The sequence below is a fragment of the Janthinobacterium sp. HH106 genome, assembly GCF_001758725.1.
Classification (GTDB): Bacteria; Pseudomonadota; Gammaproteobacteria; order Burkholderiales; family Burkholderiaceae_D; genus Janthinobacterium.
This window is the reverse complement of record NZ_LRIC01000016.1, coordinates 90,098-107,125: the sequence shown is the minus strand read 5'-3', so window position 1 is coordinate 107,125 and position 17,028 is coordinate 90,098. Positions and strand designations below refer to the sequence as shown.

General features: G+C 61.5%; 13 protein-coding genes and 1 tRNA gene. 7 read left to right on the top strand and 7 right to left on the bottom strand.

Annotation, left to right across the window (positions count from 1 at the left end; all coding sequences use genetic code 11):
* Positions 1-121 precede the first annotated feature (121 nt).
* The 4 genes from JAB8_RS08840 to JAB8_RS08825 all read right to left on the bottom strand — a co-directional run bounded on the left by JAB8_RS08840 (position 122) and on the right by JAB8_RS08825 (position 4,096).
* A complete protein-coding gene (locus tag JAB8_RS08840; RefSeq protein ID WP_254679480.1) occupies positions 122-1,525 on the bottom strand; it encodes a mechanosensitive ion channel domain-containing protein in 1,404 nt (467 codons plus the stop codon).
* Positions 1,526-1,591: 66 nt separating this feature from the next.
* Positions 1,592-2,911, bottom strand: coding sequence for an RsmB/NOP family class I SAM-dependent RNA methyltransferase (locus JAB8_RS08835; RefSeq protein ID WP_070289226.1), 1,320 nt, complete (start codon positions 2,909-2,911; stop codon positions 1,592-1,594).
* Between the two features lie 21 nt (positions 2,912-2,932).
* The gene (purN, locus tag JAB8_RS08830; protein WP_070289225.1) at positions 2,933-3,541 is read right to left on the bottom strand and encodes a phosphoribosylglycinamide formyltransferase; all 609 of its coding nucleotides are present in this window, start codon (positions 3,539-3,541) and stop codon (positions 2,933-2,935) included.
* A 156-nt stretch (positions 3,542-3,697) separates the two neighbouring features.
* Positions 3,698-4,096 carry a barstar family protein gene (locus JAB8_RS08825; RefSeq protein WP_034747450.1) on the bottom strand — a complete coding sequence of 133 codons (399 nt, stop codon included), beginning with the start codon at positions 4,094-4,096 and terminating at the stop codon, positions 3,698-3,700.
* Positions 4,097-4,498: 402 nt separating this feature from the next.
* Here JAB8_RS08825 and JAB8_RS08820 point away from each other — a divergent pair, with 402 nt between their 5' ends.
* The 6 genes from JAB8_RS08820 (at position 4,499) to JAB8_RS08795 (ending at position 11,641) form a co-directional block, all read left to right on the top strand.
* Positions 4,499-5,011, top strand: a complete 513-nt coding sequence (locus JAB8_RS08820; protein ID WP_070224495.1) for a glycine zipper 2TM domain-containing protein — start codon at positions 4,499-4,501, stop codon at positions 5,009-5,011.
* An 88-nt stretch (positions 5,012-5,099) separates the two neighbouring features.
* The gene (locus JAB8_RS08815) at positions 5,100-5,888 is read left to right on the top strand and encodes a spermidine synthase (RefSeq protein WP_070289224.1); all 789 of its coding nucleotides are present in this window, start codon (positions 5,100-5,102) and stop codon (positions 5,886-5,888) included.
* 47 nt (positions 5,889-5,935) lie between these two features.
* Positions 5,936-7,702, top strand: a complete 1,767-nt coding sequence (locus JAB8_RS08810) for a GspE/PulE family protein (RefSeq protein ID WP_070289223.1) — start codon at positions 5,936-5,938, stop codon at positions 7,700-7,702.
* Between the two features lie 68 nt (positions 7,703-7,770).
* A tRNA-Lys gene (locus JAB8_RS08805) sits at positions 7,771-7,846 on the top strand.
* Between the two features lie 695 nt (positions 7,847-8,541).
* Positions 8,542-10,941 (top strand): BACON domain-containing protein, encoded by a 2,400-nt coding sequence (locus tag JAB8_RS28940; protein WP_139142977.1) that lies wholly within the window; start codon positions 8,542-8,544, stop codon positions 10,939-10,941.
* 295 nt (positions 10,942-11,236) lie between these two features.
* Entirely contained in the window at positions 11,237-11,641 is a 405-nt protein-coding gene (locus JAB8_RS08795; RefSeq protein ID WP_139142976.1) for a hypothetical protein, read from the top strand.
* Positions 11,642-11,655: 14 nt separating this feature from the next.
* Here JAB8_RS08795 and JAB8_RS08790 read toward each other — a convergent pair whose 3' ends face one another.
* Positions 11,656-12,159 carry a hypothetical protein gene (locus JAB8_RS08790; protein ID WP_070289221.1) on the bottom strand — a complete coding sequence of 168 codons (504 nt, stop codon included), beginning with the start codon at positions 12,157-12,159 and terminating at the stop codon, positions 11,656-11,658.
* A gap of 3 nt (positions 12,160-12,162) precedes the next feature.
* Entirely contained in the window at positions 12,163-13,209 is a 1,047-nt protein-coding gene (locus JAB8_RS08785) for a lysozyme inhibitor LprI family protein (protein WP_083287622.1), read from the bottom strand.
* Between the two features lie 174 nt (positions 13,210-13,383).
* On the opposite strand from JAB8_RS08785, the gene JAB8_RS08780 reads away from it, so the two are divergent.
* Positions 13,384-15,543 (top strand): S9 family peptidase, encoded by a 2,160-nt coding sequence (locus tag JAB8_RS08780; protein ID WP_070289219.1) that lies wholly within the window; start codon positions 13,384-13,386, stop codon positions 15,541-15,543.
* A 58-nt stretch (positions 15,544-15,601) separates the two neighbouring features.
* Here JAB8_RS08780 and JAB8_RS08775 read toward each other — a convergent pair whose 3' ends face one another.
* Positions 15,602-16,894 carry an MFS transporter gene (locus JAB8_RS08775; protein ID WP_070289218.1) on the bottom strand — a complete coding sequence of 431 codons (1,293 nt, stop codon included), beginning with the start codon at positions 16,892-16,894 and terminating at the stop codon, positions 15,602-15,604.
* Positions 16,895-17,028: the final 134 nt, after the last annotated feature.

Below are 17,028 nucleotides of genomic sequence, written 5' to 3'. Positions count from 1 at the left end.
AAGTGGACAGGGCGTGCGCACGGTCGCTCCAGTGACTCTGGAGGTCCGGCAGAGTTAATTTTAGGCGTGATTGTACGCCCTAATGGGTGCTATCAGGCAAAATCGGAGGCAGGCAGCGAGGTTAAGGCTGGGTGCCGGATGGCGCGGACTCACCGTCTGCCGCGCTGGCAAGCGGGACAGGAGGCGTAGCAACAATACGCAATTCGCGTTGCGGAAACGGTACAGTGACCTTATGTTCCTGCAAGGTGCGCCAGATGGCGCGGTTCACATTCGACTTCACGCCGCCGGTGCCGTTTTCCGGGTCCGCGATCCAGAAGCCGATCTGCACATCAAGTCCGTCGGCGCCGAAACGCACGAGGGTAGCCGATGGTGGATTGCTTTGCGACACGCGCGGCACCTTGGCCGTCGCCGCTTCCAGCAAGGGGAAGATGACATCGATATCCGTTTCATAACCAACCGACACGGCCGTCGACAGCCAGACCATGCGGTTGCTCAGCGACATATTCTGCACGCCGCCGGAAATCAGCATTTCATTCGGCACGATGGATTCAACGCCATCGCCACCCAATAACACAGTATAGCGCGTATTGATCTGCGTCACCTTGCCCGTAAATTGACCCACCGTGATCATGTCGCCGATGGTCAGGCTGCGGTCGAGCAGGATGATGAAACCGGAGACGAAGTTGGCGGCGATCTTTTGCAAGCCAAAGCCCAGCGCCACGCCGAAAGCGCCGCCAAACACGGACAGCACCGTCAGATCGATGCCCACCAGCGACAGGCTGACCAGCACGGAAACGAGGATCAGCACGGCGCGGCCCATGCGCGACAGCACCACGCGCAGGGAGGTGTGCAAGCCCTGCATTTTCATCAGGCGCTCGTCGAGCGAAGTGCCGGCCCACATGGCCAGCACCAGCAGCACGGCGACTGAAATAGCGGCTTGCAAGATGGCAGCCACGGACACCTTGTTGCGTCCCAGCGGCACGACGATGCCTTCCAGGAAGGCATGCAGATCCGGCCACAGGCCCGTGATGTACAGGGCCATGCCGGCCCACACCACGACCGTGAAGATTTTTTCCAGCAGCAGCATGGTGGGGCTGATGTCGCCATGACGGACAAAAATGCGGCGCAGCACGTAAAAACCGAAGCGCACCAGCGCCATCGACGTGCACAGGGGGATGGCAATACTGAGCAGGTTCACCGACTGGAACTTGACCAGGAAGTGCTGCGCAATGCCCAGCAGCATGGCCGCCAGCACGGGCGTCAGGATGCGGATGAAACTATCGGTGCGCTGCAAGGTTTCCGGCGTGGCTGGCGTCGTCGCCGCTTCCGCCCGCTGATGCAGGAACACGCGCAACTGCCGCACCAGCAGCCAGCTCAGCGCAAGGCAACCGACGATGACCAGCGCCTGCCACAGGATGGCCGGTTGGCGGAAATCATTGACAAAATCAGTGATCAGGTTGAGCAGCGGGGTTTCATTCATGGCGGATGGGGGCTGGAAGGTGGGACGGATGGGGAGTGATCCCATGCCGCCAGGCGGGCTGGCGGCATTGAAGGCCGCCACTGCAGGGTGCAGCGGCGACCCGTGACAGGCTTACTCGGCTGGTTCAGCGTCAGCGTCGTCGGCCGGTTTTTCATCGGCGTAGACTTTTTTCGGCATGACCTTGCGTTCGAACACGGCGGCGAAGAAGCCGTCGGTATGGTGCAGGTGCGGCAGCAATTTCAGGTAGTCGCCCATTTCCAGCTCGATCTTCTGTTCGGCCAATACCTTGCTCATCGGCACCAGGGTGAAGTCCGGATGCGCGGTCAGGAATTGCTCGGCGATAAAATCGTTTTCTTCATTCAGGAAGCTGCAGGTGGCGTACACCAGGCGGCCGCCGCCCTTGACCAGGCGCGCCGCGCCGGCCAGGATGGCTGCCTGCTTGGCTTGCAGTTCGACGATGGAGTTCGGTTGCTGGCGCCACTTCACGTCCGGATTGCGGCGCAGGGTGCCCAGGCCGCTGCACGGGGCATCGACCAGCACGCGGTCGATCTTGCCGGCCAGGCGCTTGATCTTGGCATCGCGCTCATGCGCGATCTGCACCGGATGCACGTTCGACAGGCCGCTGCGGGCCATACGCGGCTTGAGCTTGGCCAGACGCTTTTCCGACACGTCGAACGCGTACAGACGGCCCGTGTTGCGCATCAGCGCGCCCAGCGCCAGGGTCTTGCCGCCCGCGCCGGCACAGAAATCGACCACCATCTCGCCGCGCTTGGCGCCGACGATCTGCGACAGGATCTGGCTGCCCTCATCCTGCACTTCGATGGCCCCGCTCTGGAACAGGGGCAGGTTTTGCAGCGATGGCTTCTTGATCACGCGCAAACCCAGCGGCGCAAACGGCGTCGGCGTGCTGAGAATCGGCGCTTCGGCCAGGGCCAGCATCACGTCTTCGCGCGTGGCCTTGAGCGAATTGACGCGCAAGTCCAGCGGCGCCGGCGCGTTCAGCGCATCGGCCAGCTTCATGGTTTCCGCTTCGCCGAACTGGGCGATCAGCTTGTCGAACAGCCAGGTCGGCATATTGGCGCGCATGTTCGCCGGCATCAGGCTGCGGTCGATCTGCGTGATGCGTTCCAGCCATTCCACTTCTTCTTCCGTCAGGCCGCCCAAGGAGTCGGCGCCGACGGCTTCGGCCAGGCCGAGGATGGTCAGGCGGCGCATGGTCGGGCCGCTGCCCGCTTCGGCGAAGTCCGTGAAGAACGATTTATTGCGCAGCACGGCATAAATGCCTTCGGCGATGGCGCCGCGTTCGCGCGAACCGAGGCGCGGATGGTCGCGGAAATAGCGCGACAAGGTCGTGTCGGCCGGGGCCGTGAAACGTAAAATTTCGCGCAACACTTCTTCAGCATTGGCAAGTATCGCTGGTGGCAATCTCATTGTTATTCTTCCTGTAATATTTTATTGAGGGTCCACGCGGACCTGGCCATGCTCGACCGACAGTTTATCGTCAATGAACAGGCGGATGGCGCGCGGGTAAAGCAGATGTTCCTGTACCAGCACGCGCGCCGATAAGCTGTCTTCTGTGTCGCCCGGCAAGACGGGGACTTTCGCGCTCGCCACGGCCGGGCCATGATCGAGCTCGGCCGTCACGAAATGCACGGTCGCACCGTGTTCCGTCACGCCCGCCTCGAGCGCCTGGCGGTGCGTCGCCATGCCCGGGAACAGCGGCAGCAGCGACGGGTGGATATTGAGCATGCGCCCCGCGTAATGCTCGACGAAGGGCGGCGTCAGGATGCGCATGAAACCGGCCAGCACGACCAGGTCGGGGGTGTAGCCGTCGATCACGGCTTGCAGCGCCGCATCGAACTGTTCGCGGCTGGCATAATCCTTGTTGGCAACGACTGCCGTCGCTATCCCATGTTCCGCGGCAAAAACCAGTCCCTGGGCATCGGCCCGGTTACTGATGACGGCGGCAATACGGGCTGGCCATTGCTCGGCTTGCGCCGCGCGCACGACCGCTTCCATGTTGCTGCCGCGTCCGGAAATGAGGATAACGATATTTTTCATAGCGCGCATTGTACCCGCTATGGCGATGCGAACCAAGAAAGGCCGCTATTATTGTTGCGGCGCAACATAGCGACCGGGCCGCCGCCGCTGCCCGATTACGCCGCCCGATCAGGGCATGGAAGGCTGGTTTGGCGCCGCCGCAGCGTGAGTAGGTGCTTACTCGAACGAATAGAAGACGCGGAACGGGACTTTTTTCTCGGCCCAGTAGTCGGCCGCGTCGCGGAACACGTCGAGCAGGATCTCGCGCGCTTCCTTGTCGAATTTTTGCGTATTTGGCAATTGCTCAAGCACCACCAGAAAGCCCGTCTGCGTGCCCGCCTTGAACATGGTGTCCGTCAGGCACAGGCGCAGGGCATCGAAATTCTTCGCCAGGTTTTTCGGAAACAGGAAGGCTTCCGCAATAATGCCGATGACTTGTTGTTTGGTCTGTCCAGCGTTGCAATGCGCATATAAAAAGTGCTGCCCGAGACGGATCGCCTCGTCTTGTAATTCGGTCACGCGAAAGGCACGGATGGACTGGACAAGGTTGGGCGGCACGGTTAGTAACAAACTCATTTTTCCCTCAAATCGACCTGTTATGTATGGATTTTTTTCTAGCTGCTCGTCTTATTGCATCCCCGCACGCGGGTCAATGCGCACGCGGTGATTCGATCTGTATCAACTTTTATGCGATTCAGTGCGATTTTATATAAGCCATACGCGTATTAGGGTAACGTGTTGTCCTGCATGAATCAACCCGAATATGATGTCAAACGCAAGATTTGTTACAAACCGCTGGTTTCAAGTCACTTCAACATCTTGTATCGATTGAAAGTGCATGTTACAGACTGTGGGGCAAGGGGCTTGGGCTGTTACATTTTGTTGCCATGCGAAACACTTGCCCCGGTCTGGCGGGATTACTATAGTCCCAAGTTGTAAAAAATACCCTGAAAGATTCTCTAGATAACGAGGTTACAAATGAACTTGCAAGCCAAATTGATGTTGTCAGCCGTTTGTCTCGGCACATTGCCACTCGCCCAGGCCGCCGACTTTGAAGATTTCGGCAAGGTCGTACGCGTCGTGCCGCAAGTGGAACAGATCAATCGTCCACGCCAGGAATGCCGTACGGAATACGTGCAAGTCCAGGCACCGCCGCAACAGCGCAGCGCTGGCGGCTCCATCGTCGGCGGTATCGCCGGCGCCTTGCTTGGTAGCCAGGTCGGTGGCGGCAATGGCCGCACGGCAGCAGCAGCGGCGGGCGCGATCGCCGGCGCCGTCGTGGGCGACCGCGTCGACAACCAGAACAATTACCAGGGCGGCATGCAGGAACAAGCCGTCAAGCAATGCCGTCAAGTCGACCACTGGGAATCGCGCAACAATGGCTACCAGGTCACCTACGACTACCGTGGCCGCAACTACACGAGCATCATGTCCTACGATCCGGGCGAGCGCATCCGCCTGCGGGTCTCGATAGAACCTGCACAGCAATAAGCGGCCCATACCATGCCAGCCCCAGCGGCTGGCATTTTTTATGGCGCCCCGGCACGGGCTATAATGCGGCACACTTTCAGGCCGCCTTATGCTTATCAAACGAAAATCCATCGAACAAGTCGAATCCTCGCGCCCTGCGCGCAAGCCCCGCTACGCCCCTGTTACCCTGTCGGAAATGGATGGCGTGCGCTATCTGCATTTCGGCACGGAATGGGTGCAGGGCGCCATGCGCATCCGCAAGCCGGACTGGCCGGAGCTCGAATACGCGCAGCAGATGATGGCGTGGATGCTGTGGATCGAGCAACCGCAGCGCCTCGCCCAGCTGGGCCTGGGCACGGCCGCGCTGACGAAATTTTGCTACCGTCAGTTCCCGCAGGCGCAGGTCGAAGCCATCGAACTCAATCCTTCCGTCATCACCATCTGCGCCTCGATGTTCAAGCTGCCGCCCAACGACGAGCGCCTGCACGTGCGCGAGATGGATGCGCTCGACTACGTCAACGATGAAGCCAACCACGGCACCCTGGACGCCTTGCAAGTGGACCTGTACGACGCCACGGCACGCGGTCCCGTGCTCGACAGCGCCGATTTCTATGCCGCCTGCTGCGCTTGCCTGGCGCCGCACGGCATCATGACGGTCAACCTGTTCGGCGACCATCCCAGCTACGCAAAGAACATCAAGGCGATGAAGTTTGCGTTTGCACAGGTGATCTGCCTGCCGGAAGTCCATGATGGGAACGTGGTGGCGATCGCATTCAAGACGAAAGTGGCACTCGATGCCGAAGCGCAAGCCGCCCTGCTCGAGCGCGCCAAGCAGATCGTCGCCGAGACCAAGCTGCCCGCCAAGTCCTGGGTCAAGGGCATCGCCAGCACCCTGTAAGCGCCGGCATTCCCAGGCTAGGCCGGCAGTCCTGAAAGACGCCGGCCATGCCCGCTTCCCCGCCTCCCTCTCCCATCTCGCCCGACACGCCACTGGAACTGCCGCAACTGCTGGCCTGGCTGCAGGCAGACGGCTTGCTCGACGCAGCGCAAGCGGCCGCCATCGCCACCCAGGCCGCCCTGCTGCCGGCGCCCGCCTTGCATCCGCTGTGCAGCATCGCCCACGGCGCACTGACGCTCGATACCCTGTGCGCGTGGCTGGCACAACGCGCAAGCTTGCCGTATCTGCGCATCGATCCCCTGCACATCGATTTCAGCCAGGTGGCCGACGTCATGACGGCCGGCTATGCGGCCCGCTTCAACATCCTGCCAGTGGAAAGCACGCTTGACCGCATCGTCATCGCCACGGCCCAGCCCTACGCGCTCGCTTGGCAGGCGCAGCTGGGCAACCTGGCGCCGCGCAAGCTGAGCCTGGTCATCGCCAACCCGCTGCACATCGCCGACGCCATCGCGCAATTTTTCAGCCTGGCCACCTCCGTCAAGGTGGCCAGGCAAGCGTCCACGCAAGACCTCGCGCTGCGCCACAATTTCGAGCAGCTGGTGGAACTGGGGCGCAACAAGACCAGCCTCGACGCCAACGACCAGCACGTGGTGCGCATCGTCGACTGGCTGTGGCAATACGCGTTCGCCCAGCGCGCGTCCGACATCCACCTGGAACCGAAGCGCGACGCGGGCCTCGTGCGCCTGCGCATCGACGGCCGCCTGCACCAGGCCTATCAATTGCCGCCCGTCGTCATGCTGGCCATGACGGCGCGCATCAAGTTGCTCGGGCGCATGGATGTGGTGGAAAAGCGCCGCCCCCAGGATGGCCGCATCAAGACGCGCAATGCGCAAGGGCAGGAAATCGAGCTGCGCCTGTCGACCTTGCCCACGGCCTTCGGCGAAAAGCTCGTCATGCGCATCTTCGATCCGGAAGTGGCCGTCAAGAGTCTCGCCGAACTGGGCTTTCCGCCCGCGGACGCCGAACGCTGGCGCCAGCTGACGGCGCGCACGCACGGCATCGTGCTGGTGACGGGCCCCACGGGCTCGGGCAAGACCAGCACCCTGTACAGCACGTTGAAGGCGCTGGCCGGCAGCGAAGTCAATGTGTGTACGGTGGAAGACCCCATCGAAATGGTCGAGCCGGCCTTCAACCAGATGCAGGTGCAAACCCAGGCCGGCATCGAACTGTCGTTTGCCGACGGCGTGCGGGCGCTGATGCGGCAAGATCCCGACATCATCATGGTCGGCGAGATCCGCGACCTGGCCACGGCCGAGATGGCCATCCAGGCGGCGCTGACGGGCCACTTGGTGCTGTCGACCCTGCATACCAACGACGCGCCCTCGGCCGTCATGCGCCTGCTGGAACTGGGCTTGCCCGCCTATCTGCTGGAAGCGTGCCTGATCGGCGTGCTGGCGCAGCGCCTGCTGCGCTGCCTGTGTCCGGCCTGCAAACAGCCGGGCGACGCCCCGGACGACGCGTCATGGCAGCGCCTGACGGGCGGCCAGCTGGAACGCCCCCGCGCCATGTACCGCCCCGCCGGCTGCCCCCTGTGCCGGCACAGCGGCTACCTGGGGCGGGCCGGCATTTATGAACTGCTGAGCGTGACGGAAACGTTCGGCCAGCTCATCAAGGCGGGCGCCGACCTGCACGCCTTGCGCCGCCAGAGCATCCTCGACGGCATGACGCCGCTGCGCCTCGCCGGCGCGCGCAAGATCATCGATGGCACGACCAGCATCGACGAAGTGTTGAAGCTCACGGCCGCCCTGCATTGAGCCATCTTCATTTTCGTGCAGGAATGCTTTGCATTCTTTTTCAACTGATATATAATGCGGCCTCTTTCGGGTCGTTAGCTCAGCTGGTAGAGCAGCGGACTTTTAATCCGTTGGTCGCAGGTTCGAATCCCGCACGGCCTACCACGAATACAGCAGTACAGATCAGGGTTAGCAAACTATCGTTTGCTAACCCTTTTTTGCGTCTTTATCCGTGATATTGCCCACATGGGGGAAATGTGCCCCGGTCACCGCCAAGTGCAGAAACTCTCCCGGCACTGCCTTAACCCATGTTTCTAAAGGACGGACAAGCAAGCATTGAGCCGCGCCTTGCGCAACACTCCCAAACCCGTGAGGAAATAAGACGCATGCCCATGGCAATGGCGCGCCACCGCGATGCCAACGTGCTCGTTGCAAATACAGCACGCGCTTCCTCCCCTCCAGCATATCCAGCTCGCCAGCTTCAACGATGCCATACAGGCAATGCGTCGAGAATGCCATTACTTGCAAAAAAGAAAATAAATAAAGGAAATTAATTATTGGCAACTAAATGCTATTCAAACAATTTGAAATAAGCAATAATGCCTCTCTCTTAATGATTACCTCCGACAAAAATGGCGTCCGTTCTTTTCAGGTACAGCATTTCGCGCGCACTGGCATACTTGCTCGCAACCACATTAATGGCTGGCTGTGGCGGCGGTGGTAGCCCAAGCGGTGGAGGCGACGGAAGCAGCGGCGTTGCCCCTCCGGTGCCAGTTACCCCGACGCCCACGCCAACATTGACATTCAGCGTGCCGACGGCCGCCGCTACCGCCGATGAGGGGAGCACGAAGGCGTTGTCATTGCTAGCGACTGTGAACACGCCATCGGAATTTCAAAATGTAAACAGTGTGTTCGCCTACGTCATCGATACGACAGGCGTGATACTGCCGGAGGTACAATTTTCCCAGCTAAGCCCAGGCAGTTACAGCATTCTGCTCCAGACTGCGCCGACGCTGCCCATCGGAAAACATACAGGCACTTTTTCAGTCAAAGTTTGCAAGGATGCCGCTTGTACGCAACACTTCCCCGGTTCGCCGATGCAGTTGCCATATGCGATCACTGTCGTGCCGATACCCTTGTCACCAATGACAGTGGCGCCACTTGGCCTTCTCAACGCGACCATTTCTGAGGGAAATCCGGCGCCAGCGCCCGTCACTGTCAACGTCAGCGCGAAAAGTCGCACATGGACTGTGAACACGAACGCGGCATGGATCAAGCTCTCGACGGCAGCAGGTAACGGCGTCAGCTCGTTTACTGTCGGCTATGATGTTTCCGCGCTGACATTTGGCGTCCAGACAGGCACTATCGTAGTCACAAGCAGCGACGGGCAAATCGCCTCGCTGCCTGTCAGTGCCGAATTGCTGCCTGCCGCTTTTTCCATTGATCACGGCCAGATTACCTTCAATGGCATCAACGGCGCTCCCATTGCGGCAGCGCCCGTTAAATTTACGGCACCTAACCTAGCGGCGAACTGGAAAGCCACCGCCAGCGCGGCATGGCTAGGAGTGACCCCGACGAGCGGCACCACACCTGCCATTGCATCGGTATATGTCGACCCGGCGAACGGCAAGCTTGCCAGCGGCCGACACGATGCAATGTTAACGATTACCGCACCGAACGTCAGCGACAGCAAAGTTCCTGTCACGCTGAACTTGACGAAAGCCACCTTAACGTCCTCGATTGACAGCATCACGCTGGGAGGACCTTATGGCCGCTCGCCTGCGTCGACAGCAAGCCTGACGCTGAATCTCAACACCATGGCGAACGCTTATCCCTGGTCGTTCTCGGCACTGCCTGCATGGCTGGGCGCGAGCGCTACCAGCGGTACGGTGAATCAGGCTGGCAGCAGCATTGTGTTTTCGCAAATCGGCGCCAACCAGCCCATCGGAACCAGTGCCACGACCTTGACCGCGAGCACGCAAGTCAATGGCGATACCATCTCGGTACCAGTCACCATCACCGCCCAGCGCGATACGCGCAAACTGCTGTTCTCGGAAGTCGGCGTCGGGCTGTCTTCCACCCCAGGCTGGTCACGCCTGTCGCGCAAGGTCACCGTGCGCGACAACTTCGGGCTAACCCCTGCATGGACTGCCAGTTCCGACAAGGCATGGCTGTCCGTGCAACGCAGCGGAAATGCGCTGACGCTGACGGCCGATCCATCCACTTTACCGGTCGACGCCATCAGCTATGCCACCGTCAGCCTGGCCAGCGAGAATGGTATTCAGACTTCAGAGCAGCTGCATGTTGCGATCTGGAAAGGAAGCGTCACGCCGGCCGTCACGACGAAATTGACGAAGACCTACAGCCACCTCAAGACCGATCCGATCCGACCTTTGCTGTATGCAAACAACGGCACAGGCGATATCGATGTGTATAACATCTATTCCGCCACCCAAGTCGGCACCATCAGCAACCTCGGTGGCGCGATGGGAGACATGACCATCAGCCCGAATGGCCGGCATCTTTACACCTACGATACCGCCAATCGGAATATCATCGTCGTGGACCTGGCTACGCTGACGAAAAAAACCAGTTGGCCAATGGCAGCAGCAGTCCAGCAATCGTCGGCCTTGCTGGCCCTGCGGCCAAATGGCGTAGAGATTGTGGCAGCAGCGGACGGCAAGGCATACCTGGCCAGCACAGGCGCCGTGGCGGGCATGATCGGCAACGCCGACAGCATGGCAGCATCGAGCGACGGAAGCCGCCTCTACTTGCAAGATTCAGGCTATAGCCCGGCATCGGTAAGCGCAATTGTAGTTGACTACGCCGATATTGGTGGCGGTGCCCTGTTCAGCGCTTCGGCGGGCTCCGCCGGCTTCATCAACGGCGCATCGAATGGACAAGACATCGCGGTCAGCGCTGACGGCATGCGCCTGTATGTCGCGTCGGCTGCACCTTACCGCTGCAGCAGCGTAAAACCGTCGGACCTGAGCTTCATCGGCAGCCTCAGCGGCGGAGATGCCTACCCCAACAACGTCGAGGTGGGCAGCGATGATCGCGTTTACTGCGGCATCTCAGGCTGGTATTCGAGCGCCGACGTATGGGTGCACGACGCAAACGGCATGCTGCTCAAGAGTTTCAAGTTTGCCGGGTACGCGAGGAGCCTGATGACCCGCACCCTGGGTATTTCCGCTGATGGACTCATGATGGTGGGCCAGACAGACGACCCCCTGCTGGTATTTGTACCAGTAGGCCCGTAAGGGGAGTGGCGGCGGAAATACTCCCTGCTTCGGCTGGTTGAGGTTCTTTTGAATATAGTATTCCTTGTCCATGGCAACGGGAACCATTAATCCCCTCCTGCCACGAAGACAGCAGTACGCACAGGGTTGTCAAACTAGCATTTTCCAACCTTTTTTTGCGTAAATTCGACCAGAGACAAGCTGAGCGAAAGCAGTGCGTGACGGATGCGGAAGGAATCTCCCCGCGAGCAATCCAATCGTGCGCCGCCAGTGCCGATATACTGGCGCATCTGCTGACGATACGGAAAGACGCACTGTGAAACTTGCCACCCTGCTATCCCCCCTGCTGTGCTCTTTGTTGCTGCCAGCCCAGGCGCAAACGCCCATCGTGCTCGACGGCCAGTACAGCGCGCGCACGGACGAGATGAGTCTGGAAATCATCGGCAACCGCGTCTGCTTCGCGCCCGACAAGGCGCAATGGGGGCGCTTGCCCCGCCCTGCCGCCACGCACGATGCGTGGTTTTGTTTCAGCAACGACGCCGAGGCGCGCCGCCTGCTGCGCGTGCCCGCGCGCCAGGCCGACAATTGCGGCTGGCAAGCGCGTGCGCGCATCGTCATCGATACCTATCAACCGTACGTCGAGCAAGGCGACGGCAACGACATGGCGCGCCTGGCGTCCGTAGTCAAAGTGGCGCAGCCGAACGCCATCGCCTGCGAGTAATCAGTTCAGTTCGATCAGTCCAGTTCATACTCCTGCAGATAGCGGGCGAACAGTTCCCCATCGGCCAGCGGACACGCAAACCCCGCGCCCCAATCGACCAGCAACAGCTGCTCTTTCAAGGGCAGCAGCAACAGTTGCGGCATGCCATCGCTGCACCACAGGTCGCACACGATACCCTGCTCGTCCAGGCCCGCAAACAGGGTTTCCGTCTTGTCGCCGCCAAAGGCCAGCACGTTCTTGCATTCCACGCGGTAACTGCTGTAACCCGTGTAGACGGCGTCATACGGCGGCAAGGCATGGTCCAGCGCCAGGCGCAGCTGCTCGGCCGTCAGGCCCAGCGCGCGCAGTGGCGACGGTGGCGCCTTGATCACGTACATGTCCGTCCAGCCGGCGCCGCTGCGGTGCGCATCGGCGAACGCCTGCTGCTCGCCCATCTGCGTCAAGCAGTGCTGCAAATTATCCAGCGGCAGCAGTTCGATCATGCAATAGTCATCTTCATGGTAGTACGCTTCGCGCATGCGTCAATTCTCCAGCAAGTCTTGCAATTGCGCATTGCGCCGCGACGTCAGCCGGCCGGCCCAGGTCTCGCTGGTGACGGATGGATAGCGCACGGCGCCAAAATTCATCCAGGCATCGCGGTACGCCAGCCACAGGCGCTGGGTGGCGCGGATGCCCTCCTTGTCCACGGCGCCCGCATAGGTGGACGCGGGCTTTTTCATCAGCTTGCCGTAGATGGCGTTGAGCTCCTTGTCGAGTGCCGCCGCCTGCTCCTTCGTCATGCTGGCCGGCAACTTGCCCCCTTCGTACTCACGCAAGTCCTGCGCCAGCAAGTCGAGCTCGGCCGTGCGGGCGGCAATGCTCTGGGCGGCGCGCGCCGTGCCGCTCAAGTCCGTTTCATTGGCCGCGCGCGCGTCGGCAAACTTGCTTGCGGCCGCCTGCAGCTTTTGCAGCGACGCTTGCGCCACGGCAGGCATGCTTGCGCTGACCTTGCCTGTCGCCTGTGCGCGCACGCGCTGCTTTTGCCGCGCATCGATGGCGCTGCACACGCCCATCATGTAGCCGCTGGTAATGTCATCGCACAAGTCGATCATGCCGCGCCCGCTGGCATTGATCTTCTGCAAGTGTTCGATGCGGCCCCGCATCTCGGCCGGCGCCGCATCGATGCTGCACGCATACTTGAGGGCCAGCAGCGGGTCTTTCTGCACGCCTTGCCCATTCTGGTACAGCATCATCAGCACGGCGCTGTTCTGCGTTGCCATCGCGCAATGACGCACGGGACGCCAGTCGGCCGGCTTGGGCGAGGACATACTCTTGGTATCGTAATACAGGTCCGTCGCCTGGCATTGCTGCAAGGACGCCACGGCGGACGGCGCCGGCAGGTCGGCCGGCGGCGGCGCCGCATCCTTGACCTTCAGGCAGCCCGCATACCAGGCCGTGCTTTCCGCATGACCCACGCCCATAGCGCTGGTGTTCGGGTACGGTGCGGCGGCGGCGGCAAAAACCGGGGCCGCCAGCAGGCAGCTCACGCCCAGCAAGGCCGTTTTCAATAAGGGTAGACAAATTTTCATGTTCTATCAGCGCCAGCGTGAATAAAGCGGCAAGTTTAACTGATCGGATACGCGCTGCCCGCCCGATACGCGCCGCTTCCGCCTGGTAAGTAACGGTTCATGGCCTTGGCAGCGGCCGAATCGATGGGCAATAATGTTGCCCGCTGTACTTTTTTCACTACCCGGACCACGCCCATGACCTCACCCCGTCTTCGCCGTTCCCTCGGCTCTCTGCTGATCGCAGCAGCCTGCGCCTCGCTGGCTCACGCCGCCGATACCAAGGCCACGACCCCAGTTGCCGCCACGCAAACGCAAGCCAGACACGCCATCACGCATGAAGACGTGTGGCTGATGAAACGGGTGGGCGCGCCCGTCGCCAGCCCGGACGGGCGCTGGGCCGTGTTTTCCGTGGTCGACAGTGCATACGATAGCAAGGAGCAATGGTCGGACCTGTGGATCAAGTCCCTGCTTGATGACAGCCCCGCGCGTCGCCTGACGTATTCCAAGGGCGGCGAAAGCGCCGTGGCCTGGTCGCCGGACAGCCGCCAGCTGGTCTTCGTCGCCAAGCGCGACGGCGATGAAGCGGGACAGATCTACCGCCTCGACGTGGCCGCCGGCGGCGAAGCACAGCGCCTGACCTCGCTCACCCTGGGCGCGCGCATGCCGAAATGGAGCCCGGACGGCAAGCAATTGCTGTTCATCAGCGACATCTATCCAGGCAACAAGACTGAGGCCGACGTCAAGCAAAGCGCGAAAGAGCGCAAGGACCGCAAAGTCAGTGCCCGTTCGTATGAAACGACGGCGCCGCGCTATTTCGACAAATGGCTGACGGACAAGCATGTGCGCCTGTTCATCGTCGATGCGCAGCCTGAGACGAAAGGTGAAAACACGCCGCGCGACATCCTGTCGGGCACGCAACTGGTGGCGCTGCCCGGCTTTGGCGGCGGCCAGGGCGACGAGGGGCAATCCTTGGATGCCATCTGGACGCCGGACGGCAAGGCCGTCGTCTTCAACGCGGCCACCAACCACGATGCGGCGCAGCGCGAAGCCGTGGTTTCGCAACTGTATCTGCTGCCCGTGGCCGGCGGCGAAGCGCAGCGCTTGACGCAGGACAAGCACAGCTACGGTTCCCTGAAATTCGCGGCCGACGGCAAGACCCTGTTCGCCTTGAGCGACGCGCAAACGCCCGGTAAAGTGTATGACGTGAAACGCCTGGCCAGCTTCGCCTGGCCGATGAGCAACCCTGCGCCGACCATCCTGACAGCCAAGCTGGACCGGTCGATTTCGCGCTACGTGCTGCCCGAAGGCGGCAAGCGCGTCATTTTCAGCTATGAACATGCGGGCCTGGAAAAGCTGTACTCGATCGATGCCAAAGGCGGCGAGGTGCGCGAAGAGCCATCCTTGCCGACGGGCACCATCAACTCGCTGAGCAGCGGCGGCAAGGCCCTCGTCGGCGTGTGGGAGTCGTCGATCAATCCGCCGGAAATCTATGCCTTCAACGACAAGCAGCCGAAACGGCTGACGGCTTTCAATACGGACAAGGCAGACAAGATCGACTGGCAGGCGCCCGAGCACTTCTGGTTCACCACGGCCGACGGCCGCCGTATCCACAATATGCTCGTCAAGCCCGCGAATTTCGACCCGAACAAGAAATATCCGCTGTTTACCGTCATCCACGGCGGCGCGGCCAGCATGTGGCGCGACCAGTTCGTGCTGCGCTGGAACTATCACTTGCTGGCCAAGCCAGGTTATGTCGTGCTGCTGACCGACTACAAGGGTTCCACCGGCTATGGCGAGGAATTCTCGCGCTCGATCCAGTTCGACCCATTGAAAGGTCCGGGCGATGAAGTCAACCAGGGCGTCGATGAAGCCATCAAGAAATACCCGTTCATCGACAGCACGAAACTGGCCGCCGGCGGCGCCAGCTATGGCGGCCACCTGGCCAACTGGCTGCAGGCAACCACCACGCGCTACAAGGCCATCGTCTCGCACGCGGGCGAAATGGATTTGATCATGCAGTGGGGCACCAGCGATGGCGGTTTCGGCCGTGAAACGAATGCAGGCGGCCCCGTCTGGTCGAACCAGCCCGTGTGGCGCGACCAAAGCCCGGTCATGCAAGCGGGCAACCACGAAAAAGGCACAGGCTTTACCACCCCCATCCTGATCACCGTGGGCGAGCTCGACTACCGCGTGCCGGCCAACAATGCCCTGATGAACTTTGCCGTGCAACAGCGCCTGAACGTGCCGGCGAAATTGCTGGTGTTCCCGGACGAAAACCACTGGATTTTGAAGGGCGAGAACAGCCGTTTCTTCTACAGCGAAGTCGAGGGCTGGCTCGCCAAATACCTCAAGTAAATCCTGAAACGTTCTTGAAATGAAAAGCCAGGCTCCGCACATGCGGGCCTGGCTTTTTTCATGCGGGCTGGACGGCGGCCACGGCCGCCTTCTGCCGCTGGATCGCCAGCACCAGCAGCGCGGCCAGCAGGCAGGCGGCGCCGGCCGCGAACAGGGCCGGGTTGTAGGTCAGCATCAGGGTGCGGATGCGGCCCGCGCCGTACGCGGCCACGGCGGCGCCCAGCTGGTGGCCCGCGAAGATCCAGCCGAACACCATGCCCGCCCGCTCCCGGCCAAATGTGGCGCCCACCAGTTTCACGGTCGGCGGCACGGTGGCGATCCAGTCCAGGCCGTAAAACATGGCGAACAGGGACAGGCCGTACAGGGTGAATTCCGAATACGGCAGCCAGAACAGCGACAAGCCCCGCAATCCGTAGTACCAGAACAGCAATTTGCGGTTGTCATAGCGGTCCGACAGCCAGCCGGACAAGATTGTGCCGAACAGATCGAACGCCCCCATCATCGCCAGCACGGAGGCGGCCGGCACGGCGGACAGGCCCGAGTCGCCGCACAGGGAAATGAAGTGCGTCTGGATCAGGCCGTTGGTGCTGAGGCCGCAGATGAAGAAGGTGCCGAACAGTATCCAGAAGGTGCGGTTCGCCGCCACGCTGCGCAGAATCACGAACGGCGTGGCAAACGTCATTTTTGCGGCCACTGGCGCCGTCAGCGGCGTGGCCGGATCGGCGCCGTAGGGCCGCAAGGCCACGTCCTGCGGCCGGTTGCGCATGCACAGGAAGGCCAGCACGGCGACGATGGCGCAGCTGGCAAACACGGGCATGACGGCCGTGCGCCAGCCGAAATGCTCGATCAGCCAGGCACCCACGGGCAGGAACAGCAGCTGGCCCGTGGCCGAGCTGGCCGTCAGCACGCCCACCACCAGGCCCCGGTGCGTCTCGAACCAGCGGTTCGCCACCACGGCGCTCAAGACCAGCGCCGTCATGCCCGAACCCAGCCCCAGCAGGATGCCCCACAGGGCCACCAGCTGCCAGAACTGCGTCATGCGCGTGGCCAGCACCATGCCGCAAGCGATCAGCCCCAGCGCCACGCAGATGACATTGCGCAAGCCGAAGCGCTCCATCAGGATGGCGGCAAACGGCCCCATCAAGCCAAACAGCACGAAGCGCACGGCCAGGGCCGAGGAAATCTGCTCGGCATCCCAGCCGAACTCGCGGCTCAGCGGCTGCATCAGCGCGCCTGGCAAGCCCAGCGCGGCAGACGATGTCAGGGCCGTGAGGAAGGTGATGGCGACGATGACCCAGGCGAAATGGATGCCGCGCCGCTCCAGCCATTGCGAAAAGGGAAGAGAAAGCATGCTGTCCTCATGAGAAAAAATGGATGCCGGTCACTACCAGCCGGTGGGATTTTTCTCATGTTATATTATGATCGTAATTTATACAATCAAAAAACTGGAGCGACACTGCTGCGTGCCGCTCCAGTCCTGGCTTT